The sequence below is a fragment of the Amycolatopsis sp. NBC_00345 genome (assembly GCF_036116635.1).
Taxonomy (GTDB): Bacteria; Actinomycetota; Actinomycetes; order Mycobacteriales; family Pseudonocardiaceae; genus Amycolatopsis.
The window spans coordinates 4,557,665-4,582,336 of record NZ_CP107995.1; the positions used below are offsets into that span (position 1 = coordinate 4,557,665).

25 protein-coding genes are annotated in these 24,672 nt (G+C 73.6%); 14 read left to right on the forward strand and 11 right to left on the reverse strand.

All coding sequences use genetic code 11. The features are described from left to right. Window position 1: 1 nt before the first annotated feature. Window positions 2–3,499 carry an indolepyruvate ferredoxin oxidoreductase family protein gene (locus tag OG943_RS20060; protein WP_328611319.1) on the reverse strand — a complete coding sequence of 1,166 codons (3,498 nt, stop codon included), beginning with the start codon at window positions 3,497–3,499 and terminating at the stop codon, window positions 2–4. A gap of 113 nt (window positions 3,500–3,612) precedes the next feature. Between OG943_RS20060 and OG943_RS20065 the strand changes: the two genes are divergently transcribed. Next, window positions 3,613–4,053 carry an Lrp/AsnC family transcriptional regulator gene (locus OG943_RS20065; RefSeq protein WP_328611320.1) on the forward strand — a complete coding sequence of 147 codons (441 nt, stop codon included), beginning with the start codon at window positions 3,613–3,615 and terminating at the stop codon, window positions 4,051–4,053. A gap of 23 nt (window positions 4,054–4,076) precedes the next feature. On the opposite strand, the gene OG943_RS20070 is transcribed toward OG943_RS20065, so the two are convergent. Continuing rightward, window positions 4,077–4,664 (reverse strand): TetR/AcrR family transcriptional regulator, encoded by a 588-nt coding sequence (locus tag OG943_RS20070; protein ID WP_328611321.1) that lies wholly within the window; start codon window positions 4,662–4,664, stop codon window positions 4,077–4,079. 100 nt (window positions 4,665–4,764) lie between these two features. On the opposite strand from OG943_RS20070, the gene OG943_RS20075 reads away from it, so the two are divergent. The 3 genes from OG943_RS20075 (at window position 4,765) to OG943_RS20085 (ending at window position 6,708) form a co-directional block, all read left to right on the forward strand. Continuing rightward, window positions 4,765–5,370: a DUF2867 domain-containing protein gene (locus OG943_RS20075; RefSeq protein ID WP_328611322.1), complete on the forward strand. Its 606-nt coding sequence runs from the start codon at window positions 4,765–4,767 to the stop codon at window positions 5,368–5,370. Between the two features lie 43 nt (window positions 5,371–5,413). Beyond that, entirely contained in the window at window positions 5,414–5,905 is a 492-nt protein-coding gene (locus OG943_RS20080) for a GNAT family N-acetyltransferase (protein WP_328611323.1), read from the forward strand. A 323-nt stretch (window positions 5,906–6,228) separates the two neighbouring features. Continuing rightward, window positions 6,229–6,708: a MarR family winged helix-turn-helix transcriptional regulator gene (locus OG943_RS20085; protein WP_328611324.1), complete on the forward strand. Its 480-nt coding sequence runs from the start codon at window positions 6,229–6,231 to the stop codon at window positions 6,706–6,708. Between the two features lie 24 nt (window positions 6,709–6,732). On the opposite strand, the gene OG943_RS20090 is transcribed toward OG943_RS20085, so the two are convergent. Next, window positions 6,733–7,668: a hypothetical protein gene (locus OG943_RS20090; protein WP_328611325.1), complete on the reverse strand. Its 936-nt coding sequence runs from the start codon at window positions 7,666–7,668 to the stop codon at window positions 6,733–6,735. 127 nt (window positions 7,669–7,795) lie between these two features. Here OG943_RS20090 and OG943_RS20095 point away from each other — a divergent pair, with 127 nt between their 5' ends. The 5 genes from OG943_RS20095 (at window position 7,796) to OG943_RS20115 (ending at window position 12,748) form a co-directional block, all read left to right on the forward strand. Next, window positions 7,796–9,013, forward strand: coding sequence for a peptidase dimerization domain-containing protein (locus OG943_RS20095; RefSeq protein WP_328611326.1), 1,218 nt, complete (start codon window positions 7,796–7,798; stop codon window positions 9,011–9,013). A gap of 246 nt (window positions 9,014–9,259) precedes the next feature. Further along, window positions 9,260–9,880, forward strand: a complete 621-nt coding sequence (locus OG943_RS20100) for a response regulator transcription factor (RefSeq protein ID WP_328611327.1) — start codon at window positions 9,260–9,262, stop codon at window positions 9,878–9,880. 32 nt (window positions 9,881–9,912) lie between these two features. Then, entirely contained in the window at window positions 9,913–11,331 is a 1,419-nt protein-coding gene (locus OG943_RS20105; RefSeq protein ID WP_328611328.1) for a PAS domain-containing sensor histidine kinase, read from the forward strand. Between the two features lie 83 nt (window positions 11,332–11,414). Then, window positions 11,415–11,930 carry an MSMEG_6728 family protein gene (locus OG943_RS20110; RefSeq protein ID WP_328611329.1) on the forward strand — a complete coding sequence of 172 codons (516 nt, stop codon included), beginning with the start codon at window positions 11,415–11,417 and terminating at the stop codon, window positions 11,928–11,930. Further along, window positions 11,909–12,748, forward strand: coding sequence for an alpha/beta fold hydrolase (locus tag OG943_RS20115; RefSeq protein ID WP_328611330.1), 840 nt, complete (start codon window positions 11,909–11,911; stop codon window positions 12,746–12,748). Before OG943_RS20110 ends, OG943_RS20115 begins: the two co-directional genes overlap by 22 nt. Here OG943_RS20115 and ku read toward each other — a convergent pair. The 3 genes from ku to OG943_RS20130 all read right to left on the reverse strand — a co-directional run bounded on the left by ku (window position 12,735) and on the right by OG943_RS20130 (window position 14,844). Continuing rightward, the gene (ku, locus tag OG943_RS20120) at window positions 12,735–13,673 is read right to left on the reverse strand and encodes a non-homologous end joining protein Ku (protein WP_328611331.1); all 939 of its coding nucleotides are present in this window, start codon (window positions 13,671–13,673) and stop codon (window positions 12,735–12,737) included. The two genes, OG943_RS20115 and ku, sit on opposite strands and share 14 nt — an antisense overlap. Before the next feature lie 54 nt (window positions 13,674–13,727). Beyond that, window positions 13,728–14,147: a DUF6292 family protein gene (locus OG943_RS20125; protein ID WP_328611332.1), complete on the reverse strand. Its 420-nt coding sequence runs from the start codon at window positions 14,145–14,147 to the stop codon at window positions 13,728–13,730. 178 nt (window positions 14,148–14,325) lie between these two features. Further along, window positions 14,326–14,844, reverse strand: a complete 519-nt coding sequence (locus OG943_RS20130) for an RBBP9/YdeN family alpha/beta hydrolase (RefSeq protein ID WP_328611333.1) — start codon at window positions 14,842–14,844, stop codon at window positions 14,326–14,328. A gap of 66 nt (window positions 14,845–14,910) precedes the next feature. Between OG943_RS20130 and OG943_RS20135 the strand changes: the two genes are divergently transcribed. After that, a complete protein-coding gene (locus OG943_RS20135) occupies window positions 14,911–15,888 on the forward strand; it encodes a pirin family protein (RefSeq protein ID WP_328611334.1) in 978 nt (325 codons plus the stop codon). Between the two features lie 87 nt (window positions 15,889–15,975). On the opposite strand, the gene OG943_RS20140 is transcribed toward OG943_RS20135, so the two are convergent. The 4 genes from OG943_RS20140 to OG943_RS20155 form a co-directional block, all read right to left on the reverse strand. Beyond that, a complete protein-coding gene (locus tag OG943_RS20140; protein WP_328611335.1) occupies window positions 15,976–16,881 on the reverse strand; it encodes an alpha/beta fold hydrolase in 906 nt (301 codons plus the stop codon). A 35-nt stretch (window positions 16,882–16,916) separates the two neighbouring features. Further along, complete coding sequence (locus OG943_RS20145) at window positions 16,917–17,981, reverse strand: tartrate dehydrogenase (RefSeq protein WP_328611336.1); 1,065 nt, start codon at window positions 17,979–17,981, stop codon at window positions 16,917–16,919. A 69-nt stretch (window positions 17,982–18,050) separates the two neighbouring features. Further along, complete coding sequence (locus OG943_RS20150) at window positions 18,051–18,944, reverse strand: LysR family transcriptional regulator (RefSeq protein WP_328611337.1); 894 nt, start codon at window positions 18,942–18,944, stop codon at window positions 18,051–18,053. Between the two features lie 72 nt (window positions 18,945–19,016). Beyond that, on the reverse strand, window positions 19,017–19,919 hold the full coding sequence (locus OG943_RS20155) for a phosphatase PAP2 family protein (protein WP_328611338.1): 903 nt from the start codon (window positions 19,917–19,919) through the stop codon (window positions 19,017–19,019). A 111-nt stretch (window positions 19,920–20,030) separates the two neighbouring features. On the opposite strand from OG943_RS20155, the gene OG943_RS20160 reads away from it, so the two are divergent. The 3 genes from OG943_RS20160 to OG943_RS20170 are packed head-to-tail and all read left to right on the forward strand — an operon-like array spanning window position 20,031 to window position 22,691. After that, complete coding sequence (locus tag OG943_RS20160; RefSeq protein ID WP_328611339.1) at window positions 20,031–20,717, forward strand: response regulator transcription factor; 687 nt, start codon at window positions 20,031–20,033, stop codon at window positions 20,715–20,717. A gap of 28 nt (window positions 20,718–20,745) precedes the next feature. Then, window positions 20,746–22,182: a HAMP domain-containing sensor histidine kinase gene (locus tag OG943_RS20165; RefSeq protein ID WP_328611340.1), complete on the forward strand. Its 1,437-nt coding sequence runs from the start codon at window positions 20,746–20,748 to the stop codon at window positions 22,180–22,182. Next, window positions 22,179–22,691 carry a hypothetical protein gene (locus tag OG943_RS20170; protein WP_328611341.1) on the forward strand — a complete coding sequence of 171 codons (513 nt, stop codon included), beginning with the start codon at window positions 22,179–22,181 and terminating at the stop codon, window positions 22,689–22,691. Before OG943_RS20165 ends, OG943_RS20170 begins: the two co-directional genes overlap by 4 nt. Before the next feature lie 4 nt (window positions 22,692–22,695). Here OG943_RS20170 and OG943_RS20175 read toward each other — a convergent pair whose 3' ends face one another. Next, complete coding sequence (locus OG943_RS20175) at window positions 22,696–23,304, reverse strand: TetR/AcrR family transcriptional regulator (protein WP_328611342.1); 609 nt, start codon at window positions 23,302–23,304, stop codon at window positions 22,696–22,698. A 58-nt stretch (window positions 23,305–23,362) separates the two neighbouring features. Here OG943_RS20175 and OG943_RS20180 point away from each other — a divergent pair, with 58 nt between their 5' ends. After that, window positions 23,363–24,631 carry an FAD-dependent oxidoreductase gene (locus OG943_RS20180; RefSeq protein ID WP_328611343.1) on the forward strand — a complete coding sequence of 423 codons (1,269 nt, stop codon included), beginning with the start codon at window positions 23,363–23,365 and terminating at the stop codon, window positions 24,629–24,631. Window positions 24,632–24,672 lie beyond the last annotated feature (41 nt).

Genomic DNA, 24,672 nt, shown 5'->3' on the forward strand with positions numbered 1-24,672 from the left:
CTCAGGCCGTGATCGTCTCCAGCAGCTCCGCCGCGCGCGTCCGGAACCGCTCCACGGCGGCCAGCTTGATGTCCTCGTACCCGCGGACGACGTCGGGCAGCGCGGCCAGCTCCGTGACGGCCTCGGCGGTCTTCTCGTCCAGGTGGGCGAGCGCGCGGTCGACGAAGTGCTGGTACTCCCCCGGCAACGAGCGCTCCACTCGGCGGACGCGGGCGTAGCCGAACACGTCGGCCCGCGTGCCGCGGAGCCGGCGGGCGCCCCGCAGGGCCCGGAAGGTGACCGTGGCCGTGCGGCCGCGCAGGCGGATCTTGCGCTTCATTCCCATCGCGCGCAGCACCGGCGGGTGCAACAGCACGGCGACGTCCGCGTCGGCCCCGAACTCCGCTTCGCGGCGGGCGCGCTCGACCGGGTCGAGGTGCAGGCGCGCGACTTCGTATTCGTCCTTGTACGCCAGTAGTTTGTGCAGCCCTTGCGCGTACGCGGTGCCGATGCGCGCGCCCGTTTCCGCGTCCGTGCGCCCGGTCGCGTCGGCGGCGACCCGGCGGACCTCGGCGGCGTACCGGCGGGCCAGCGCCTCGTCCTGGAAGCCGATCAGGTCCGCGACCCGCGGCGCCAGCACGGCCTCCAGGTCCCCGGCGGCGGTCGACGCGGCGACGGCGCCGACCTCGACCGGCGCCACCACCGGCGCGGCGGCCGCCTCCCGGACGGCGGCCGCGTCGAGCACCGCGGCGCGGCCCCACCGGAACGCGGCCAGGGTCCGGTCCACGGCCGTGCCGTTGAGCCGGATCGCGGCCTCGATCGCGTCGGCCGAGATCGGCACCGCCCCGTGCTGGTAGGCGGCGCCGACGAGCAGCATGTTGGCCGGCATGTGGTCGCCGAAGAGCGTCTCGGACAGCTGGTTCGCGTCCAGCGGCAGCACGTCCGCGGTGACGGCGGCGATCTGCTCCAGCGCGTCGTCCGGCGAGCCCGGCAGGACGACGCGGTGGGTGACCATCGCGGCCGTCGGCACCACCGCGGTGTTCACCACGGCGACCGTGTGGCCGGCGCGCGCGGTGGCGAGGTTGCCCGCGTCGGCGGCGCCGAGCAGGTCGAAGCCCACCAGCACGTCGACCGTGGCCCGCGACGCGCGCAGCGAGCCGACCAGCGGCGTCTTGGAGATCCGGACGTCGGAGACGACCGGGCCGCCCTTCTGCGCCAGCCCGGTCTGCTCCAGCCCGGCCGCGAACCGGCCGTCGAGGTGCGCGGCCATCTGCAGCACCTGCGAGATCGTCACCACGCCGGTGCCGCCGACGCCCGGCATCCGCAGCAGCACGCTGTCCACTTCGGACAGACGCGGTGTCGGATCGGCCAGTGCCACCGGCAGTTCCGGTACCTCGCGCCGCCGCGGCGCGCCCGGCGTGACGAGCAGGAACGACGGGCAGTCGCCCTTGAGGCAGGTGAAGTCGCTGTTGCAGGAGGACTGGTGGATCCGCGTCTTGGGGCCGAACTCCGACTCGACCGGCCGCACCGAAAGGCAGGTGGACACGTCGCCGCAGTCGCCGCAGCCCTCGCACACGCGCTCGTTCACGACCACGCGCTCGGCCGGCGTGGGCAGCTGGCCGCGCTTGCGCAGCCGCCGTTCCTCGGCCGCGCACCGGTCGTCGTGGATCAGCACGGTGACGCCCTCGGTGGCGGCCAGCTCGGCCTCCACCCCGGCGAAGTCGTCGCGGTGGCGCACGGAGGCGATCGGGTCGAGCGTGACGCCGCGGTAGTCCGCCGGGTCCGCGGTGGTGACGACGATCCGGCGCACGCCCTCGACGGCCAGCAGCCGCGTGATCGAGGGGACGTCCATCCGGCCCTCGGCACGCTGGCCGCCGGTCATCGCGACGGCGTCGTTGTAGAGCAGCTTGTACGTCATCGTCACGCCGCCCGCCACGGCCGCGCGGATCGCGAGCGAGCCGGAGTGGTGGAACGTGCCGTCGCCGAGGTTCTGCACGAAGTGCGGGTCGTCGGTGAACGGCGCGAGCCCGAGCCACTGCGCGCCCTCACCGCCCATCTGCGTGAGGCCGACCTGGTGGCCGCGGCCCGCGCCGTCGATCGCCACCATCGCGTGACAGCCGATGCCGACGCCCACCAGCGTGTCGTCCGAGGCGCGGGTGGAGACGTTGTGCGGGCAGCCGGAGCAGAAGAACGGCGTGCGCGGCGCGGTCGCCGTCGGCAGGGCGATCCGCGCGGGCCGCGGCGGCGCGATCGCGTCCAGGTGAACGGCCGCCGTGCGCGGCAGCCGGTCCGGCCCGGCGACGGCCTCGATCCGTTTCGCGAGCGCGCGGGCGACGTCCTCGGCACCGAGCTGGCCGCGGGCGGTGAGCAGCGGGCGGCCGTTCTCGTCGCGGCGGCCGACGACGTTCGGCGCGCCGGGCCGGCGGTAGAGCGCCTCCTTGAGGTGCCCTTCGAGGAACGGCACCTTGTCCTCCACCACGAGCACTTCGTCGAGGCCCTCGGTGAGTTCCGCCAGTGCGCCGGCGTCGATCGGGTAGGGCATGGCCAGGCGGATCAGCCGCAGCCCGAGCGCGTCCATCGCGGCCTCGTCGAGCCCCAGGTCCTGCAGCGCCCGCTGCAGCACGGCGTACCCGGTGCCCGACGCGAGCACGCCCAGCTTCGGCGCGCGGGCGGAGAAGGTGACGCGGTTCAGGCCGGTCGCGCGGGCGTAGGCGCGGGCCAGGTCGAGGCGGCGGGTGAGCTGGTCGTGCTCGGCGTCCACCGCCGGGGCGCCGACCAGCGCCGGCCCGGTCGGGCGCACGGTCTCGGGCGGCATCGGGATCCCGTGGCGCAGCGCGCCGACGTCGATGGTGGCCGACGCGTCGGCGATGTCCGCGACGATCTTCAGCCCGGTCCAGAGCCCACTCGCCCGCGAGAGCGCGACGGCGTGCAGGCCGAGCTCGATGATTTCCGGCACGCTGCCCGGCGCGAGCAGCGGCATCACCAGGCTCTGCGCCATCGGCTCGCACGAGCTGGGCACGGTCGAGGACTTGCACGCCGGGTCGTCGCCGATCCACGCCACCGCGCCGCCGAGGCTCGCCGTGCCCGCGAGGTTGCCGTGGCGGATGGCGTCGGCCGCGCGGTCAAGGCCCGGGTTCTTGCCGTACCAGAAGCCGGTGACCCCGGCGTGGCGACGACCCGGCACGCTGCCCAGCAGCTGCGTGCCGGCGACGGCGGTGGCGGCCAGCTCCTCGTTCACCCCCGGCCGGAAGACGACGCCCGCCGGGTCGAGGAATCGCTTGGCCCGCCCCAGTTCCTGGTCGAGCCCGCCGAGCGGCGAGCCCTGGTAACCCGAGACGAACGCCCGGGTGTCGAGGCCGCGGGCCTCGTCGAGCCGCCGCTGCTCCAGCACCAGCCGGACGAGCGCCTGGACCCCGGACATCAGCGCCCGGCCGTGGTCGGCGACGTACTTGTCGTCCAGCGAAACCGATTCCGTGAGCACGGCGGCGCTCCTCTCGCGCGGGGACCTGTGGGGTGGCACACAGCAGAACCGACACCTTCTCACGGTGCAAGATCCGTGTTCACTCCGACGGGTTCGACGCAACTATGTAACGTGGAGTGGCAGTCCTGATTCATTTCTTGCGCGGAGGCACCATGAGCGCCGTAGACGACATCGACCTGCGGCTGATCGGGTTCCTGCGGCTCGACGGCCGCCGGTCCTACGCCGACATGGCGGCCGAGGTCGGCCTCTCGCTGCCCGCGGTGAAGCGCCGCGTGGACCGGCTGCAGGCGGCCGGCGTGATCACCGGCTTCACCGCGAAGGTGGACTACACGAAGCTCGGCTGGAGCATCGAGGCGTTCACCGAACTGCGCTACACCGGCCGCACCCGGCCGCCGGACATCGAACGGCTCGCCGTCGACCTGCCCGAGGTGCAGGCCGTCTACCTCATCGCGGGCGACCCGGACGCGCTGTGCCACATCCGCGCGAAGGACGTGACGCACCTGCGCGAGGTCATCGACGCCATCCGCAGCTCGGGCGGGGTGATGGGCACGAAGACGTTCATCACGCTCGGCAACTCGACCGAGCCGGTCTGAGCCGTTCCGGGCGACGCGACTCGTCACGCCCGTCTAGCCCGGGGCGGGTGGTCGCCGGGCGGGCCGTCGAGGATCAGGTCGGCGGCGCGGGCGATGACTTCGGCGCGGGTACGTCCGGGGTGGTCGGCGGCGAGGAAGTGGCTGCCGATCGCCGTGCAGAAGGCGAGCAGGGCGCGGGCCTCGACCTCGCCGGGGTCGGGGCAGAACGTGCTGATCGCGTCGCGCAGCAGGTGCATGCGCCGGTTGTCCACGCGGCGCAGACGCTCGGCGACGGCCTCGTCGCGGCGGGCCCAGTCGCGCACGGCCAGGTCGATGGGCAGCAGCCGGTCGCCGGAGAAGGTGAGCTGCCCGGCGCGCCGGGCCTTGTCCCGCACGTCGCCGCCGTCGGCCTCGATGCGGTCGAGCACGTCGTCGGTGCTCTCGCGCTCCCAGGTGTCCAGCATGGCTTCCAGCAGTGCGTCGCGGTCGGCGAAGTAGCCGTAGAACCCGCCTTTGGTGACGCCGAGGGCCTTGGCCAGCGCCTCGACGCGCACGGCGTCCACGCCGCCGTCGGCCAGCGCCCGCAGCCCCTGCTCGACCCACTTCTCCCGCGGTGTGCGCAACGCGCCCATGGCCCGGGTCCACCTCCAGTTTGGTTGTACGAAGCCGTACAACCGGTCTAACCTCACCTTATACGCAACCGTACAACACCGGAGCGACACGGAGGCCGTGATGGTCAGGAGACTCAGCACCGCCGCGCACACCTCGCGCCCGTGGCGGATCCACGAGATCGCGCCGGACTTCGAGGTGGAGGACGCGTGGGCGTTCCACACCCCCGGCGCCGGGCCGGACGACTTCCCCGCCATGCTCGCCGCCCTGCAGGCCGACCTCCGGCACACCGAGGGGCCCTCGCTGACCCAGTTCCTGTTCGCCGCGCGCTCGAAACTCGGCGGGCTGCTCGGCTGGGACGACCCCGGGACCGGCCTCGGCGGACGGGTCCGGCCGCTGTGCGACCGGCTGCCGGACGGCCTTCGCGGGCCCCGGACCGGGAAACCGATGCCGGGCACCCCGTTCACGACCGTGTACGAGCTCCACGACGAACGCGCCGAGGAGCTGGCGAACAAGACCGTCCACGGCATCGTGCACTTCGGCTGGGTCCCCGCCGGCGACGGCGACCACGAACTGCGGATGACCGTCCTGGTCAAGCCCAACGGCCGGCTCGGGCGCCTGTACCTGACCGCCATCGCCCCGTTCCGGTACCTGATCGTCTACCCGGCGCTCACCCGCCGCTGGGAGCACGCGTGGCGAGACCGCGACCGTATAGGGCGTTATACATAAAATTCCCTTGCCCGGCAACACTTGTCCGGAGATCGTGGAGGGCATGGCGGTCATCCGGGAACTCACGGTGGACGACTGGGCCGGCTGGCGGGCGCTGCGGCTCACCGCGCTCGCCGAGGCACCGCACGCGTTCGGCGCGCGGCTGGCGGAGTGGCAGGGCGAAGGCGACACCGAGGCCCGCTGGCGGCAGCGGCTGATCGACCGGCCGTTCAACGTGCTGGCCGAGGTCGACGGGCGCGCCGCCGGGATGGCCAGTGGCACCACGCCCGACGAAACCGACACCGTGAGCCTGCATTCGATGTATGTGGCGGCTTCCGCGCGCGGGCACGGCGTCGGCGACGCGTTGATCGAGGCGGTCGCGGGCTGGGCGCGGAGCTGCGGCGCCCAGCGGCTGCGGCTGGAGGTGTTCGACGACAACGAGTCCGCCATCGCGCTCTACCGGCGGCACGGGTTCGCCCCGGCGGGCACCGTCCGGTATCCGCGGCTCGCGCTGGAGATGGTCCGCGAGGTCAGGCACCCGTCACGTTCGGCATGATCGAATAAACGGACGTGGTGGCGCAGACGAACAGGATGGTGCGCTTCGGCCCGCCGAACACCAGGTTCGCCGCCGCCGGTGAGCGTGCCCCGTGCCGTGACGCCGAAGGCGCGGATGTGCCCGCGCCGGGTGTCCACAATGTACAGTTGCGAGCCGTCGTGCTCGGTGCGCGACGCCGGGAAGTGGACCGCGCCCTCCGCCCAGCGGCAGCCGTCGTACAGCCGCTCCAGCCGCGAATCGCGGCGTATGCCTACCTTAGGTATCCTTTTACCCGATCGAGCCATCTCTAGGCCTGAGTTGGTCAGGTAATCAAGGAGCCGATGATGGAGCGCGACACCTCACTGCTGGCCGATCTGCTCCCCCGGCTCACGCAGCTGAGTGGCGTGCTGAGCCGCGGCCGCCTCTTCGAGCACGCGCTCGCGGCCGCCGGGCTCTCGCTGGAGCGGCCCGCGATGACGGTGCTCGCCACCCTCCACCTGGCCGGGCAGCCGCTGCGCGTCGGCGAGATCGCCACCCGGATGCAGGTGGTGGGCCCGCACGTCACCCGGCACGTGAACGGGCTCGAGAAGCGCGGCCTGATCCGCCGCGTCACCGACCCGCTCGACCAGCGCGCCCGGCTGATCGAGCCGACGCCGGAGGGCACGGCCGCGACGAAGCGCTACATCGGCGTGGTGGAGGGCTGGTTCACCGGCGCGCTGGCGGACTGGCCCGAGCACGACCGCCGGGAGCTGGGCCGGCTGCTCACCCGGCTGGCCGACGACCTGTCCGGCCACCTGTCCGCGCTGGACGACGAGGTCCGGTGAGCCCGCGCCCGCCCGGACAGGCGGCTACTGCTGCGGCTGGGAGAAGCCCAGGAACTCCTGCTGCTCCCGGTCGTAGCGCTGGGTGAGCCCGTTGCCGTAGCGGTCCCACCAGTTGGCCGTGTGGCCGCCCTGGGTGGTGGTCGTGCCGCCGTAGACCTGGTGGTCGTACTCGATGCGGGCGTCGTGGAACTGCTGCTGGAACTGCTGCGGTGTGAGGCCCTGGATCTGCTGCACCGCGCCCGGGTCGAGGGTCCGCGCGCTCTGCACGATGTCCGCGCCGCCCATGTGGTTCAGGATCGCGCGGACGCCGCTCGCGCCCCGCATGTGCGCGCCGGACATGACCGCGGCCTGCGTGCCGGGGTCGGTGAAGTTCAGCGCGCCGGCCTGGCGGGCGTTGTTCGTCATCAGGTTCGCGACGACGGCGTGCTCCTCGGGACTGCCGAGGCCGTACTGCTGGCGGGCGGCCATGATCTGATCGTAGCCGTTGTGCATGTTCTGCCGGAAGCCGTAGGCCTCGGGCACCCCGCCCTGTTCGCCGGTCGCGCCCTCGGACTGCATGATCGAATCGACCACGCGGGAGTCGAGCTGCGTCGGCGCGGCGGCCGGTGCCGCGGCGCCCCCACCGGCGGGCGGCGTGGCGGCCTGCGCGGTCTGCGTACCGCCGCCGAAGCCCTCGGCGACGGCGGAGTCGGCGTCGGTGTAGCCGCGGGCCGCGGTCTGGACCTTGTTGTTCACCTCGCCGAGCAGGCTCACGAACTTGCCCAGCGCGGAGCCGAGGTTCGACTGCAGCGTGGAGTTCGCGGCGGCGACCCCGCTGCCGATGCCGGCGAACGACAGCGCGTCGATCACCAGCGTCTCCAGGTCGCGGGTCGCCGACAGCGCGGAGGCGCCGATGCCCTCCACGTTCTGCACGATCGACGACACCTCGGCCGGCAACACCCGGTAAGTCCCCGCTGTCATTGGCTGCTCCGTCCCGGTCCGCCTGTCACTGTCGGACCGAGAATTCCCCACCGGAAACTCCGTGCCCACGGTCGAATTACCCACTAGTCGCGGTCAAAACGGCCCGCGCGTGGGTATGTAGCCGCGCATGGAGCCCGACGAAGCCCGCCACGAGCGGGTGGACCAGGAGATCGAACGGCTGGACGAGCGCCTGTGGTCGCTCGCCGGGGAGCTGCACGCCTACCCCGAGCCGGCTGGTGAAGAGCACAACGCGGCGAAACGGCTGACAGCCGAGCTGGCGGCCGAGGGATTCGACGTCAGACGCGGCGTCGCGGACCTGCCGACGGCTTTCACCGCCCGCTACGGCACCGGACGGCCGTGCGTCGCGCTGCTGCTGGCGTACGACGCGCTGCCCGGCCTGGGCCACGCGCGCGGGCACAACCTCGTCGCGGCGGCCGGGCTCGGCGCGGCGCTGGCCGCACGCCGGGTACTGGCCGGCGACGCCGGGTCGCTGCTGGTCGTCGGCTGCCCGGCCGACGAAACCGCCCCGGTGCGGGCCGGGGTGTTCGACGAGGCCGACGCGGCGCTGGTGTTTCACCCGGGCGTGCACTCGTGGTCGTGGACGCCGCTGGCCGCGCGGGCCGAGGTGCGGATGACGTTCCACGGCCGCGCCGCCGGCCTGGCCGCCCCGGAACAAGGGGTCGACGCGCTCGCCGCGCTGGTCCAGGCGTTCACCGCGGTGGCGGCCCTGCGCTCGCGGCTGCCGCCCGGCTCGCGGGCGCAGGGCATCGTCACCCGCGGCGGCGAGTCCACCGACGTCGTGCCGGACCTCGCCGAGGGCCGGTTCGGGCTGCACGCCCGCACCACGGCCGAACTCGACCAGCTGGTGGCCGACGTGACGGCGTGCGCCGAAGGAGCCGCACTGGCCACCGGCGCGAAGGCCGGCGTCGAGCGGCTGGAGGGAAGCTCGCACTTCCGCGACAACCCCGTGCTGTCCCGCCGGTTCAGCCACCACCTCGCCGCGTGCGGGATCCACACCACCCCGCCGGACCCCGGGGTCTTCGCGGGTGGCTCGGGGGTCGAGGAGGTGAGCGTCCGGGTGCCGGCGATCCACCCGCTCATCGCGATCCTCGACCCGGGGCACGCCGATCGGACGCCCGAGTTCGCCACCGCCGCGGCGTCCCCGCGCGGGCGCACCGTCCTGCTCGCGGCGGCCGCGGCACTCGGCCGGACCGCGGTGGACCTGCTCGCCCATCCGGCGCTGGTGTTCCAGGCGTGGTCCCGCTTTACCGATCAGGCCGGCACCGACCAGGCACGCGCCGAGCGGGCCGGTTCGCCGGTGCCGCCAGTGCCGCCGGGCGGATGACGGCGGGATGGGCGGCTGTTATCCACCGCCGCGGGGAGACGGGCCTGGCGCGGGAAACCCGTTCCTCGCCCGCCGGACGCAGCCGGACAGCCAGGCCCCGGCGCGGCAAACCCGCTCCGACGGCCGGAACGGACAGTCCCGTTGCCCCATGGCGCCGTATGGCGGGCCGAGCGCCGCGCGAATGGCGGCTTGCCGGTTACGATCGTCGCCCAGTCTGCTGCCAGTTTCAGGAAGAAGGCCGTCGCCATGTCGCCCGAGCCGCGTCCCGATCCGGTGCGGGTGCTGCTGGTCGAGGACCACGACATGGTCGCCGAGGCGCTCGAACTGGCGATGGAACGCGCGCCCGGCATCGAAGTCGTCGGGCGGGCCCGTTCCCGCGGCTCCGCGCTCACCGAGGCCCGGCGTCTGCGGCCCGCAGTGGTGGTGCTGGACCGGCGGCTGCCCGACGGCGACGCGATCGCGGCCATCGGCGCGCTCGCCGAGCTGGGCGCCCGGGTGCTTGTGCTCACCGGCGACGCGACCCCGGCGCTGGCCGCGCGCGTCACCGAGGCCGGCGGCGGCGGGCTGCTGCTCAAGTCGGCGCAGCTGGGCGCGCTGGTGGCGGCCGTGCGGCAGATCGCGGCCGGCGAGCACGTCTTCGACCCGGACCTGCTGCCCGGACGGCCCGGTGCCGCGGCGCTGACCGGGCGCGAGCGGGAGACGCTGCACCTGCTCGCGGAAGGCGCGAGCACCGAGGAGATCGGCGACCGGCTGGGCGTCACCCGCAACACCACGCGCAACCACGTGCAGCGCGTCCTGGAAAAGCTCGGCGCGCGGTCGAAGCTCGAAGCCGTCGCGGTGGCCCGGCGCGAGGGGCTGCTCGACTGACGCGCCGGCCGCCGATGAGGGAGAGTCAGGGAATGGACGAAGCTCCCGCGGACGACATCCGCCTGCTGGTGCAGGGCGTCGTCGACTACGCGATCTTCATGCTCGACCCCGGCGGGCGCATCCTCACCTGGAATGCGGGCGCCGAGCACATCAAGGGCTACCGCGAGGACGAGATCGTGGGACAGCACTTTTCGGTGTTCTATCCGCCCGAGGACATCGCCGCGCGAAAGCCCGACCTGGAACTGGAAACCGCGCTCGCCGAAGGACGCCTCGAAGACGAAGGCTGGCGCATCCGCAAAGACGGCACCCGATTCTGGGCCAACGTGGTCATCACCACGCTGTACGACGAGGCCGGAAACCACCGCGGGTTCGGCAAAGTCACCCGCGACCTCACCGAACGGCGCACCGCCGAACAGGCCCTGCGCGAGAGCGAGGAGCGGTTCCGCCTGCTGGTGCAGGACGTCGTGGACTACGGCATCTTCATGCTCGACCCCTCGGGGCACGTGATCAGCTGGAACGCGGGCGCCGAGCGGATCAAGGGCTACCGCGCCGAGGAGATCACCGGGCAGCACTTCTCCGTGTTCTACCCGCCCGAAGACGTCGCCGCCCGCAAACCCGACCTGGAACTGGAAACCGCGCTCGCCGAAGGACGCCTCGAAGACGAAGGCTGGCGCGTCCGCAAAGACGGCACCCGGTTCTGGGCCAACGTGGTCATCACCACGCTCTACGACCACGCCGGAAACCACCGCGGCTTCGGCAAAGTCACCCGCGACCTCACCGAGCGGCGCACCGCCGAGCGGGCGTTGCGGGAACGGCGCCGGCTGGTCTGGCACCTGGTGGACGCCCAGGAAACGGAGCGGCGGCGCATCGCGTGGGACGTGCACGACGATTCGATCCAGGCCATGGTCGCCGTGGGCATGCGGCTGCAGCTGCTGGCCGACCGCCTGCCGGACAAGCACCGCCGGGCGGTGCGGGCGATGGACGAGTCGGTGCGCACGGCGGTCGGGCGCCTGCGCACGCTGGTCTCCCGGTTGCAACCGCCGGAACTGGACGGGCAGGGCCTGGCCGGCGCGCTGGCCGGCTTCCTGGACGAGGTCGTCTCCGGCTGGGGCCTGGACCACGTGTTGCGGGACAAGCTGACGGCCGAGCCGTCACCGGAGGCGGCGGTGACGGCGTACCGGATCTGCCAGGAGGCGCTGACCAATGTGCACAAGCACGCCCATGCGTCCCATGTGGACATATCTCTGTCCACAGCAGACAACGGACTCCTGGTGCGCGTGACGGACGACGGCACCGGCACCGACGCCGGCGCCACCCCCGGCCACTTCGGCCTGATCGAGATGCGCGAACGCGCGGAAGCCGCCCACGGCTGGTGGTCGATGACCGGCGCCCCGGGCACGGGCACGGCCATCGCGTTCTGGCTGCCCCGGGTCCCGGACGAACACCGGTGATCCCCGTGCTCCCGGCAACCCGTGCCCCCGAAACCCATGCCCCGGAATCACAGTACGACCACCTCCACCGGAAGGGGCCGACCTTGCAGACCTTCCTCCCGCTCCCCGGTTTCACCGCCAGCGCCCGGGCGCTGGACCGCCGGCGCCTCGGCACCCAGCGCGTCGAAGCCCTGCAGGTCCTGCGCGCGCTCCTCGGGCCGGATCACGGCCCGCGCGACCACCCCGTGGTCGCCATGTGGGCGGGCTACGAAGAAGCACTGACCCGTTACGGCCTGGATGTCTGTGCAGTGTGGACGGACGCGGGCGGCGCCGACCTCTGCGCGGGCAAACTGCGCGACCGGCTCCGCACCGCGCTGGGGCCGGCCCAGCCGCGGACGCAGGCCGAGCTGGCCGCGGCGGGCGAGCTGCCACCGTGGCTCGGGTCGGCGAGCTTCCACCTCAGCCACCAGTCGGCGCTGGTGTGGAAGGACCCCCGTTACTACCGCAAGCGGTTCCCGTCGGTGCCGGACGACCTGCCCTACGTCTGGCCCGCCTCGGACCGCCCGTGGCGGGTGCCGGGGGCATTAGGATCGCGGCCATGGGGACTTCACGGGAACTGACCTTGGCCGACGGCCGCGCGCTGCGGGTCCACGACACCGGCCGCGGCGCCGCGCTGACCGTGGTGTGGCACCACGGCACCCCGCAGACCGGGGCGCTGCTGGCGCCGCTGGTCGAGGCCGCGGACGCGCGGGACATCCGGGTGATCTCCTACGGCCGTCCCGGTTACGGCGGTTCGACCGGGCTGCCGGGCCGCACCGTCGCGTCGGCCGCCGAAGACGTCCGGCAGCTCGCCGACGCGCTCGGCGTCGGCGAGTTCGCGTCGATGGGCACGTCCGGCGGCGGGCCGCACGCGCTGGCGTGCGCCGCGCTGCTGCCCGACCGTGTGCGGGGTGTGGTGTGCTACGCGAGCGTGGCGCCGTACACCGAGGAATTCGACTGGTACGCGGGCATGGCCGACAGCGGTGGCCTCCGCGCGGGCCGCGAAGGGCGCGAGGCGCGCCTGGCCCACGGCGCGACGGCGGAGTTCAACGAGGACTCCTTCCTGCCCGTCGACTGGAAAACGCTGGAAAGCACGTGGTCCTCGTTGGGCAAGGACGCCGGCGCGGCCAGTGCGAGCGCCGAGGCCCAGGCCGACGACGACGTCGCGTTCGCCTCGCCGTGGGGCTTCGACCTGACGGCCGTGACCGCCCCGGTGCTGCTCGCCCAGGGCGGCGCGGACCGCGTGATCCCCGCTTCCCACGCCGAATCGCTCCTGCACGGCCTGCCGAACGCCGAGCTGTGGCTCCGTCCGCGTGACGGCCACATCTCGGTGCTCGAGACCGTCCCGCTCACGCTGGACTGGCTGCTCGCCCTCCGCCGACGCGTCAGGAGGCCTTGAGCGCCTTCTCCAGCGCGGCCCGGTTCATCTTCGAGCGGCCCTTGACCTCGCGTTCGCGGGCCAGCTCGTCGAGTTCGGCCTTCGACAGGTCGCCCAGGTCCGGCTTCTTCGCGCGCTTCGATTTCGCCGCGGGCCGCTTCTTCTTGCCGCTCTTGCCGTTCTGCACGCTGCGCTGGAGGGCCTCGAACAGGTCGACCACCTTCGTCGGCTCCGCGGGCTCCTCCGCGGGGGTCACGGTGCGGCCTTCGGACTTCGCGTCGATCAGCTCGTGGACACGGTCGGTGTAGGTGTCGCGGTAGTCGCCGGGGCGCCATTCGGCGGACATGGCGTCGATCAGGTTCACGGCCATGTCCAGCTCCTTGCCCCGCGCGCCCGCCCGGCCCGGCAGCTCGGGCAGTTCCTTCGCCGGGTCCCGCAGGTCCGCGGCGAAGTGCAAGGTGTTGAGCAGCATCACGCCTTCGCCGGCCCGCACCAGCGCCAGGTATTCGCGCCCGCGCAGCACGAACTTCGCGACGCCCGCCTTGTCGGTCTTGGCCATCGCGGTCAACAGCAGCGCGTACGGCTTCTCGAACTCCTCCTTGGCGGGCGCGAGCCAGTAGGTCTTGTCGAAGAACATCGGGTCGACGTCACCGAGGTCGGCGAACGACTCCACCTCCAGCGCCTTCGACCGCCCGGGCGCGATCTCGTCCAGCTCCTCGGGCTCGACCAGCACGTACTCGCCGTCGTCCAGCTCGTAGCCCTTGACCACGTCGGCGTAGTCCACCTCGTCGCCGGTGCGCTCGTTCACCCGGCGGTAGCGGATCCGGTCGCTCGTCCCGCGCTGGAACTGCCGGAAGTGCACCGTGTGGTCCTCGACCGCGCTGTAGAGCCGCACCGGCACCGTCACCAGGCCGAGCGTCAATGAACCACTCCAGACAGGCCTCATGACCTGGGAGTACCCGATTCCCGCCGCGCCGACACGGGACGGCCGCCCACTCGATCAGGCGAGCCGCTCGATCAGCTCCTCGTGCCGCCCGGCCCGGCGCAGCTCCCGCGGGTCCGGGCGGCCGGCGGAATGGTCCTCCGCGCGCAGGGCGGCCAGGAACTTCACCACGGTGCGCGGGTCGGGCAGCACGTCGTCCCCGTCGACGTAGGCCAGCACGATCGTGTCCTCCCCGCCGGCGGCCTCGACGGCGGCCGACCAGCCGTGCGCCTCGTGCCAGAGCAGCGCCAGGTCGCGGTCCGGGAAGCGGCCGAGCCGCCAGTCGAGCGCGATGTAGGCGGACACCGGGACGTCGAGGTCGACGGTGCAGGATTCGAGCCCCACCCCGGCGGCCCTGGCCACGCGCGCGAGGTAGCCGCGGAAAACTCGGTCGAAGTGGCTGTCCACGTCGAGGTCGGCATCCACGATGCGGGTCACGGGGCACCTGCTCTTTCGCTGGCGGGGAATGCGGCGCTCACCGGCTACCCCGGCCGCGCCCGGAATACACCAGTTCTCCCGCAGGAACCGCCTGGGGGAGAAGGGATCCGGCCCAGAAGCGGCCGTTCGGCCGTACCCCGTCCCGCCGAGCGGGAAACGCCGGGCCGCCCAGCCCGGGTCAGACCAAGAGCTTGGCCAGCAACGGCTCCCCGTCCGGCCACGGCCCGTACGCGCCGGTCAGGTGGCCGGCCTCGCCGATCGGCACGCACTCCGAGCCCCACAGCCCCGCGAAGTACCCGGCGCGGGCCGGCGACATCCACCGGTCGTTCGCGCTGGCGGCGAGGATCGACGGGAACGGCAGCCGCCCGCGCGGGATCGGGGCGAAAGCGGCGAGAGCGGGCTCCGGGTTCTCCTCGACGTCGGCGGGCGTCACCAGCAGCGCGCCCCGCACCGGCCGGGCGGCGCCGGCGGCCACCCAGTGCAGGATGGTCAGCACCCCCAGGCTGTGCCCCACCAGCACGGGCGGCTCCGCGAGCGCGGCGACGGCCTCGTCCAGCCGCGCCACCCACCCGGCCCGCCGCGGGTGCTCCCAGTCGTCCTGGAGCACCCGCGAGGAACCCGGCAACCGCTCGGCCCACACCGACTGCCAGTCGCCGGGATCCGGTCCGTACCACCCGTCCACGAACACCACGCTCATGCCGCCAGTATCCCGGCCCGGCTAACGTTGCCGGTGAGACGGCACCGACACCGGAGGTCCACCGCGATGAGCAACACCGAAGCCGCGCCCGACGAGCTGAGCTGCGGCGACGGCCCCGCCGCGGGAGCCGGCCGGGTCCAGGTCCTCGGCGCCCGAGAGGTGCCGCTCGGCGGGCCGCGGGCGATGCCGGTGCGCCGGACCCTGCCGCAGCGAAGCCGTTCCCTCATCGGCGCCTGGTGCTTCGCCGACCACTACGGCCCGGACGACACGAGCGCGTCGGGCGGCATGGCCGTCGGCTCGCACCCGCACACCGGGCTGCAGACCGTCAGCTGGCTCTTCGCGGGCGAGATCGAGCACCGCGACAGCCTCGGCTCCCACGCGATGGTCCGGCCCGGCGAGCTGAACCTGATGACCGGCGGGCACGGCATCTGCCACTCGGAGGTCTCCACCCCGGAAACCACGACGCTGCACGGAGTCCAGCTCTGGGTCGCGCTGCCGGAGGAGCACCGGCACGCCGCCCGCGGCTTCCAGCACCACGTCCCGCCCGTCACCGGCCTCGACGGCGCCACCGCGCGGGTCTTCCTCGGCACGCTCGCGGGCGAGACCTCGCCGGTGAAGACCTTCACGCCGCTGCTCGGCGCGGAGCTGACCCTCGACCCGGGCGCGCGCCTCACTCTCGACGTGGACCCGGCGTTCGAGCACGGCGTGCTGGTCGACACCGGGGCGGTCGCCTTCGCCGGCACCCCGCTGGCCCGCGCCGAGCTGGGGTACCTCGACGCCGGCGCCGCCAAGCTGGAGCTGGTCAACACCGGCGAAGGCGCGGCGCGCGTGTTGCTGCTGGGCGGGCCGCCGTTCGGCGAGGAGATCCTGATGTGGTGGAACTTCGTCGCCCGCACGCACGAGGAGGTCGTCGCCTTCCGCGAGGCCTGGCAGGCGGGGTCGGACCAGTTCGGCGCGATCCCCGAGGTGCCGGGCGCGCCGCGGATCCCGGCGCCGGTGCTGCCCGCCGTGCGGATCAGGCCGCGGCGGAACCCGGCGCGGTGAAGACCCGGCCTCGGTGCGCCGGTTGCCGAAACCGGCCCGCGCGCCGTCGACCGGCAGCGGCGCAGAACCTGTCCGGTACCGGACCGCTCAGCCGAAGAACTCCGCCAGCTCCCGGGCCACGTCCGCCGGTGCCTCCTCCGGCAGGTAGTGGTCCGACGCCAGCGCGCGGCCGCGGACGTCGGTGGCGTAGCCCCGCCAGACGTCCAGCACGTCGTAACTGCGGCCGACGAAGCTGCGCTCGCCCCACAAAACCAGCAGCGGGCAGGTGATCCGGCGGCCCGCCGCCGCGTCGGCGTCGTCGTGGACCAGGTCGATCGACGCCGCCGCGCGGTAGTCCGAACAGGACGCCGCGATCGCGGCCGGGTCGGCGAAGCAGCGGACGTACTCGTCCTCGGCCGCCGGGTCGAACGCCGTGCCGCCGGCGTGCCGGGCGCCCATCCGCGCGCGGATCCAGAACTCCGGGTCGCCGCCGATCAGCCGCTCCGGGATCCCGTTGCCCGCGGCCAGGAAGAACCAGTGGTAGTAGCCGAGGCCGAACGCGGCGTCGGCGTGGGCGAAGGTGTGCCGCGTGGGCACGATGTCCAGCACCGCGAGCCGGCTGACGGCGTCCGGGTGGTCGAGCGCCATCCGGTGCGCGACCCGGCCGCCGCGGTCGTGCCCGGCCACGGCGAACCGCTCGAACCCCAGCGCCCGCATCAGCTCGACCTGGTCGCCCGCCATCACGCGCTTGGCGTACTCGGCGTCGTCCGGGCCGGGCGCGGGCTTGGCGCTGTCGCCGTACCCGCGCAGGTCGGCGGCCACCACGGTGAACCGCCGCGCGAGCACCGGGGCGACGTGGTGCCAGATCACGTGCGTCTGCGGATATCCGTGCAGCAGCAGCAAAGGCGGGCGGTCGCCGCCAGAGGCACCTTCGTTCCCGATGGCACAGTGGATCCGCACGCCACCGGCGTCCACTGTCCGGTACTCGAACGGGCTGGGCAGCGGGACACTCATCGGCACACCTCCGGTTCGGCCAACGCGGGCACGTTTCAGCCCACACCGGCGGCGTCGAGCACCGCGCGGGTGAACGAGACGGTAGTGGCGGTGCCGCCCAGATCCGGTGTCCGCAGCGCGGTTTTCGCGAACACGTCCGCGATCGCCGACTCGACTTCGGCGGCGGCCTCGGCGTGGCCGAGGTGCGCCAGCAGCATCGCGGCGGTCCAGATCGCGCCCACCGGGTTCGCGATGCCGCGCCCGGCGATGTCCGGCGCGGACCCGTGCACCGGTTCGAACATCGACGGGTACTCGCGCTCGGGGTTGAGGTTGGCCGCGGGCGCCATGCCGATGCCGCCCGCGACGGCGGCCGCGAGGTCGCTGAGGATGTCGCCGAACAGGTTCGACCCGACGATCACGTCGAACCGCGCCGGGTCCAGCACCAGCTTCGCGGCGAGCGCGTCGATGTGCTCGGACTCGACGGCCACCCCGGGCCGGGCGGCGGCGCGCTCGGCCACCAGCTCGTCCCAGAACGGCAGGGTGTGCACGATGCCGTTCGACTTCGTGGCCGACGTCAGCCGCCCGCCGCGGCGCTCGGCGAGGTCGAGCGCGTAGTCCACCACCCGCGTCACGCCGGGGCGGGTGAACACCGCCTCCTGCACGGCCAGCTCGTCCGGGAAGCCGCGGTTCATCCGGCCGCCGATCTCGCTGTACTCCCCCTCGACGTTCTCCCGCACCACCACCAGGTCCACCTCGCCGGGCCGGGCCGCGCGCACCGGGCTCTCCACCCCCTCGAACACCCGGATCGGCCGGAGGTTGACGTACTGGCGGAAGCCGCGGCGCAGCGGGATCAGCAGGCCCCACAACGAGACGTGGTCGGGCACGCCGGGCCGGCCGACCGCGCCGAGGAAGATCGCGTCGTGGTGGCGGACGCGGTCGAGGCCGTCGCCGGGCATCATCGCGCCCTCGGCGAGGTAGCGCTCGCAGGACCAGTCGAACTCGTCGTAGGAGAAGGAGACGCCGTGGCGGGCGCCGACCGCGTCGAGCACGGCGCACGCCGCCGGGGTCACCTCACGGCCGATGCCGTCACCGGGGACCAGGGCGATGCGATGGGTCGTCATGCCCCCATGCCACCAGCGCGGGCCGGGCGGCGTCCAAGACCTGATCACGGCCCGGCTTATCGGCTGGGCCTATGAGTCCGCCGATGAGTCACCCGCGCAAGCGAGGAACGCCTGCGCCGGCGGGGTCAGCCCCGACGTGCGGTGCAGCAGCGCGAGGTGCAGGTACGCGGGCGGGTCGAGGTCGAGCACCCGGGCCCCGGCCTGCTCGGCCAGCGGCGCCCACGAATCGGCGAGCAGCGCGACGCCCACGCCGGCCAGCACGAGCGGCAGGATGGCCTCGCGGTGCTCGGTCTCGACCACGTCGACCAGGTCCACCCCGGTCGCGCGGAGGTCGTCGACGAGCCGGCGCATCCCGGTGCCGGGCTGCCCCACGATCATCCGCTGCCCGGCCAGCTCCCCCGGGCGCACCACCGTACCGGGGAACGGCGCGCCGGCCGGGGCGACCAGCACGAACCGCTGCCGGCCCAGCCGCACGACCTCGACCCCGGTCGCGGTCAGGGGCTCCGGCCCGGCGGCGAGCCCGATCTCCGTGACCCCGCCGCGCACCATGCCGAGCACTTCACCCGGGGTGAACGCGGCGCGCACGGCCACCGACAGCCCGGGGTGGCGGCGGGTGAACCGGCGGATCATCCCGCCCAGCGGCTCGACCGCCTGCGACGGCATCGCGGCCACCTCGACCCGGCCCACCTCCAGCCCGGCCACCGAGTCCACGCTGGCCCGGGCCGACGCCAGCCCCCGCACCACCTGGCGCGCAGGCTCGATCAGCGCGCGGCCCGCCTGCGTGAGCACCAGCCGGCGGCCGACGCGGTCGAACAGGCCGGTGCCCAGGTCCCGTTCCAGCGCCCGGATCGCCTGGGACAACGAGGGCTGCGCGACGTAGAGCGCCTGCGCGGCGCGGTTCATCCCGCCGTGGTCGACCACCGCGAGGAAGTACTCCAGCTGCCGCGCGTCCACTTTCGTCACCTCACTCCACGCCGGTGACGATAGCGTTCCGGCCCGCCGCGGAGCCGGTGGAGCCGCCCGGGATCGGCCGGGTCAGCGGCTCAGCCGCGAACCCGCGCGCGCCGGGTCGAAGTTGACGCGCCGGATCGGGCCGGAGACGAGCAGGACCACCGCGACCGAGGAGGCCGCGGCCAGCACCATGGCGGCGACGAACTGCGCGGCGCCGGAGGTGGCCGTGGCGAGCACCGCGTAACCGCCCAGCACGAGGGCGGACGGGGCGAGCAGGGTGACCAGCACCGGGACCAGCGGCACGCCCGTGGCGTCCGGGCGGCGGGCCGAGACGACCGCCGCGCCGGCGCACACCACGGCGGCGACCAGCAGGCTTCCGCCGACGGTGTCGGAGAGCCGGTGCCAGCCCAGCGCGACGGTCGCCGCGGCGACCCAGGCGACGCCGAGCGAGCCCACGGCGAGCACCCAGGTGCGGAACCGGGCGGGCAGCACCACGCCCAGCGCGAGCACCACCGCCGTCGCCGCGCTGACGTGCCCGCTCGGGAAGCTGTTGTGGCTCGCGACCGCCAGCCCGTCGTTCATGCTGGGCCGGTCGAGCACGTAGAGCTTGAGCAGCTGCGCGGCCAGCATCGGGGTGATCAGCAGCACCAGCGCCGTGACGCCGAGCGCGAAGCGGCGGCGCGCCAGGGCGATGGCCAGCACCAGCACCGCGACCCCGCCGAGCGCGACCACCAGGTCGGCGTGCTGCAGCGGGGCCGCCCAGTCCACAGTGGACTTGCCGGACTGCGCGCTGTGCACCACGCCGTTCTCCACCTGCTGCCCCGAGGCGGTGCGCACGAACAGCAGGTACGCCACGACAAACGCCACCGCGCAGCCGGCCGCGGCGGTGACCAGCAGGACGGTGCGCGACGCGGCCGCGGTCACCAGCGCGTGACGCGGGGCGGTGGACGAGGTGGCCGAGGGTGCTTCGGAGAACATCACAACCATGTCCCCGAGTCTCGGCGCCGGATTTTCAGGTCCGGTCAGCGCGGTGTCATGGTTTCGCAACAGAATGGCCCCGGTTCGCCCCGCGCCCCGGCGTTCCGAATAATGTGCCGGGTGGCGGTGCTCTTGGTGATCGAAGACGACGCGTCCGTGCGGGAGGGGCTGGAGCTCGCCCTTCGCCGTCAGGGACACGCTGTGCACACGGCCGGCACCGGTGAGCGAGGCCTGGAGATCATGACCGGTCAGGCTCCGGACATCGTGGTGCTGGACCTGATGCTGCCGGGCATGGACGGGTTCGAGACCTGCCGCCGGATCCGGGCCGCCGGGCAGACCCCGATCATCATGCTCACCGCCCGCAGCGACGACTTCGACATCGTCGCCGGGCTGGAGGCGGGCGCCGACGACTACGTGGTCAAGCCGGTCGAGCCGCGGGTGCTCGACGCGCGGATCCGGGCCGTGCTGCGCCGCGCCACCGCCGACCGCGACGCCCGCGAGAACGAGGCGGAACAGCACGGCGACCTGGTCATCGACCGCGCCGGCATGCAGGTGACCAAACACGGCGAGCCGGTCGCGCTCACCCCCACCGAGCTGAAGCTGCTGCTGGAACTGTCGCGCACGCCCGGGCAGGTCTACAGCCGCCAGCAGATCCTCACCGCCGTCTGGGAGCACGACTACCTCGGCGACTCCCGCCTGGTGGACGCCTGCATCCAGCGGCTGCGCTCGAAGATCGAGGACGTGCCGGCCCGGCCGGACCACGTGCAGACCGTCCGCGGGTTCGGGTACCGGTTCGGCCGCTCGTGAACGGGCCGCTCGGGAAAAGGCACTGCCGGTGAACAGCCGCCGTCTGCGGCAGTGGCTCGCCGGGCTGCGGCCCCGGCTGGTGCTCTCGTTCGCGGCGATGACGCTGGTGGGCGCGGCCGCCGCGGCGGGCGCGAGTTACGTGTCGGCCCGCACCACCATCCTCTCCGGCGTGCAGGACCCGGCGCTGATCCAGCTGCGCGACCAGGTCATCGCCTACCTCCCGCAGCTGCGGCTGCCCCTCGACCAGAGCCAGGTCGACCGGTTCGGGATCAACTTCAAGGGGGTCAGCACCCTGGTCGTCTACCGGGACCTGCACTCGGGCGCGAGCATCTCCGTGCAGGAGCTGCCGCCGGAGCTGCGCCGCGAGGTGGCCACCGGCTCGTCCATCCAGTTCCAGCGAGTGAGCAGCCCGGTGGGCCCGCAGCTCGTGATCGGGATGCCGGTGCTGGAGCGCACGGGCACCGGCCCGCCGGAGCACACCGGCGTCGAGGTCTACCGGCGGATCGATCTGGCCCCGCAGCAGGCGGCGATCGACCAGCTCGCCACCCGGGCCTGGCAGACCGCGGCGCTGGCGCTGCCGATCGCCGTGGCACTGGCGCTGCTCGCGGCCCGGCAGGTGCTGCGGCCGGTGCGCGCGCTCAACACCGCGGCGCGCAAGCTCGGCCACGGCCAGCTCGACGTCCGCCTGCCCGCGAAGGGCTCGGACGAGCTGGCCGAGCTGGTCACCACGTTCAACAGCACCGCGGCCGAACTGGAGCGGACGGTCGGCTCGCTGCGCGCGATGGAGGCGGACGCGCGCCGGTTCGTCGCCGACGTCTCCCACGAGCTGCGCACGCCGCTGGCCGCGATGAACGCCGTCACCGACGTGCTGGACGAGGACGCCGAGCAGCTGCCCGCGGACACCGCTGTCGCGGCGCGGCTGGTGTCGGCGGAGACGCGGCGGCTCACCCGGCTGGTACAGGACCTGGTCGAGATCTCGCGGTTCGACGCCGGCCGCGCCGAGCTGCGGCTGGACGAGTGGGATGTCGCCACGGCGGTGGCCGACAGCATCAGCGCCCGCGGCTGGTCCGCCGAAGACGGCATCGTGACGGACCTGCCCGCCGGCGTCGTCGCGACGCTCGACCCGCGCCGGCTCGACATCGTGGTCGCCAACCTGGTCGGCAACGCGCTGCGCCACGGCGAGCCGCCGGTCGAGGTCCGGCTGGGCACCGACGGGACGACCGTGACGCTGGTGGTCACCGACCACGGCCCCGGCATCCCGGCCGAGGTGCTGCCGCACGTGTTCGACCGCTTCACCAAGGCCGACAGCTCACGGGCCCGGTCCGAGGGCAGCGGGCTCGGCCTGTCGATCGCCCGCGAAAACGCGCGCCTGCACGGCGGCGACATCGAGGCGGGCAACACCCCCGGCGGCGCCCGGTTCGTGCTGCGCCTGCCGCGCCACGCCCGTCCCCCGGAGCCCCGATGAGACTCCTCCGGCACAGGAGCGCGCTGACCGCGCTGGCGGCGGCCGTCGCGCTGCTGGCGGCGGGCTGCGGGATCCAGTCCACCGGCGCTATCACGGCCGGGTCCGCGCCGTTGATGCCCGGCTCCGGCTCCGGCATCAGGCGGCTGACGCTGTACTACCTGCTCGACGGCAGGCTGACCCCCGTGCAGCGGACGTGGAACGGAGAATTGTCAGCCAGCGTCGCGGTGCAGCAGCTCTTCCAGGGGCCGACCGCCAGCGAGCAGGAGAAGGGCTTCTTCTCGCTGCTGCCCACCGGCGCCATCCCGCCGGTCAAGGTCGATTTCACCGGTGACTCGCCGACGGTCACCGTGACCTACCCGCTGGCGAAGCTGCAGCCGGGCGGCATGAACCAGATCGCCTGCACGACGGTGGCGGCGATGACGGCCGCGGGCGACTTCGTCCGCACGGGGCGCATCACCCTGGTCGGCCCGGACATGACCGACGACCAGCTGGTGTGCGGCGTCGGCTGAAGCCTCACCCCGGGGACAGGAAGCCGCGCGCCGTGCGCGCCACGGTGGCCATCGCGAGTTCGGACGCGGGGCGGCGGGGGCGGCCGCCGTCGTCGAGGTTGGCCTGGAGCGCGGCCTGCATCGCGCCCAGCACGGCCCCGGTCAGCGCGGCGGCCTCGACCTCGTCCAGCCGCGGCGCGTACGTCTCGTGCAGCTTGCGCGCCCAGCGGTCGCCGACCACGGCGTTGCGCAGCAGGTAGCCGGCCCGCAGCACGGGCACCGCGGCCAGCAGCCGGGTCCGCACGGCGGTGAGCGGGTGATCGAGCGGGAAGCTCCACGAGTCCTTGGTCGCCAGTGCGTGCACGGTCCGCACCACGAGGTCCGCGACGGGCTCGGCCGGGCCGGCGGTGGCGAAGACCTCGTCGAGCACCTCGTCGTAGAGGTGCTGGTCGGCGAAGACCACGTCCTCCTTGGTGGCGAAGTAGTTGAAGAACGTCGCCGGGGAGACGCCCGCCGCGGCGGCGATGTCGGCGACGGTGGTGCCGTCGTAGCCGTGTTCGTCGAACAGGGTGAGCGCGACCTCGATCAGCGTCTTCCGCGTCCGCCGTTTCTTCTCTTCCCGCAGACCCGCCATGGCGCGGATCCTACAGCTCATCTAAAATTATAGAGACTCTAAGTTTAGGGGAATCGTCATGGAGCACACCCGATGCTGTGTCGTCGGCGGCGGGCCGGCCGGGGTGATGCTGGGGCTGCTGCTCGCGCGCGCCGGCGTCGACGTGGTCGTGCTGGAGAAGCACACCAGTTTCCTGCGCGACTTCCGCGGCGACACAGTGCACCCGTCCACCCTCCGGCTGCTGGACGAGCTGGGGCTCGGCCCGGCTTTCGCGGCGCTGCCGCACTCGGTGCTGGGCCGGATGAGCATGCGGATCGCGGGTACCGACGTGGTCGCGGCCGACTTCACCCGGCTGCCCGGAGCGCACCCGCACCTGGCGATGGTGCCGCAGGCGGACCTGCTCGGGCTGCTGGCCGAAGCCGGTCGCGCCGAGCCGGCGTTCTCGCTGCGGATGGGCTGCCAGGTGCTGGGCCTGCTCCGTGACGGCGAGCGCGTCACCGGCGTCCGCTACCGCGACGAAGCGGGCGAGGTGCGCGAGCTGCCGGCCGCGCTCACCGTCGCCTGCGACGGCCGGTGGTCGACGGTCCGCCGGGCGCTGGGCTTGCGGCTGCGCGAGTTCACCGTCCCGATGGACGTCTGGTCGGTGCGCGTGCCCAAAACCGGTCCCGGCGACGACGACGACGGCGTGTTCGCGCGGTTCGAGGCGGGCCAGGCCGCGGTGACGATGGACCGCGGCGACTACCACCAGACGTCCTACCTGATCACCAAGGGACAGGATGCCTTGCTGCGCAAGGAAAGCATCGCCGCCTTCCGCGTCCGGCTCGGTTCACTCTTCGGCTGGGGCGAACAGCGGATGGCGGCGGTGCGCTCGTGGGACGACGTCAAGCTGCTGGAGGTCACCATGGGCCGGCTGCCGCGCTGGCACGCCGACGGCGCGCTCTGCATCGGCGACGCCGCCCACCCGATGTCGCCGGTCGGCGGGGCCGGGGTGAACCTCGCCGTGCAGGACGCCGTCGCGGCCGCCACCCTGCTCGCGGAACCGCTGCGCCGGGGCCGGGTGACTCCACGCCTGCTCGCGGCCGTCCGGCGACGGCGGCGGCTGCCGATGGCGGCGGTGCAGCGCAGTCAGCTGGGCGAGCACGCGATGCTGCTGCGCCCGGCGCTGGACGGCACGCTCGACCGCCTGCCGGCGCCGCTGCGACTGGTCCGCCGGTTCCCCGCGCTGGCCGTGGCGACCGCGTACCTGGGCGGCATCGGACTGCGCCCCGAGCACGCGCCCGCGTTCGCCCGTCAGTCCACTTCGGACGGTCCGGGGAAAGACCCCGCCCGCGGCTCCCACCAGGTGTAGTGTCGACAGTACGGGCGTGGTCCGCGCGCCGGCGGCAGAGC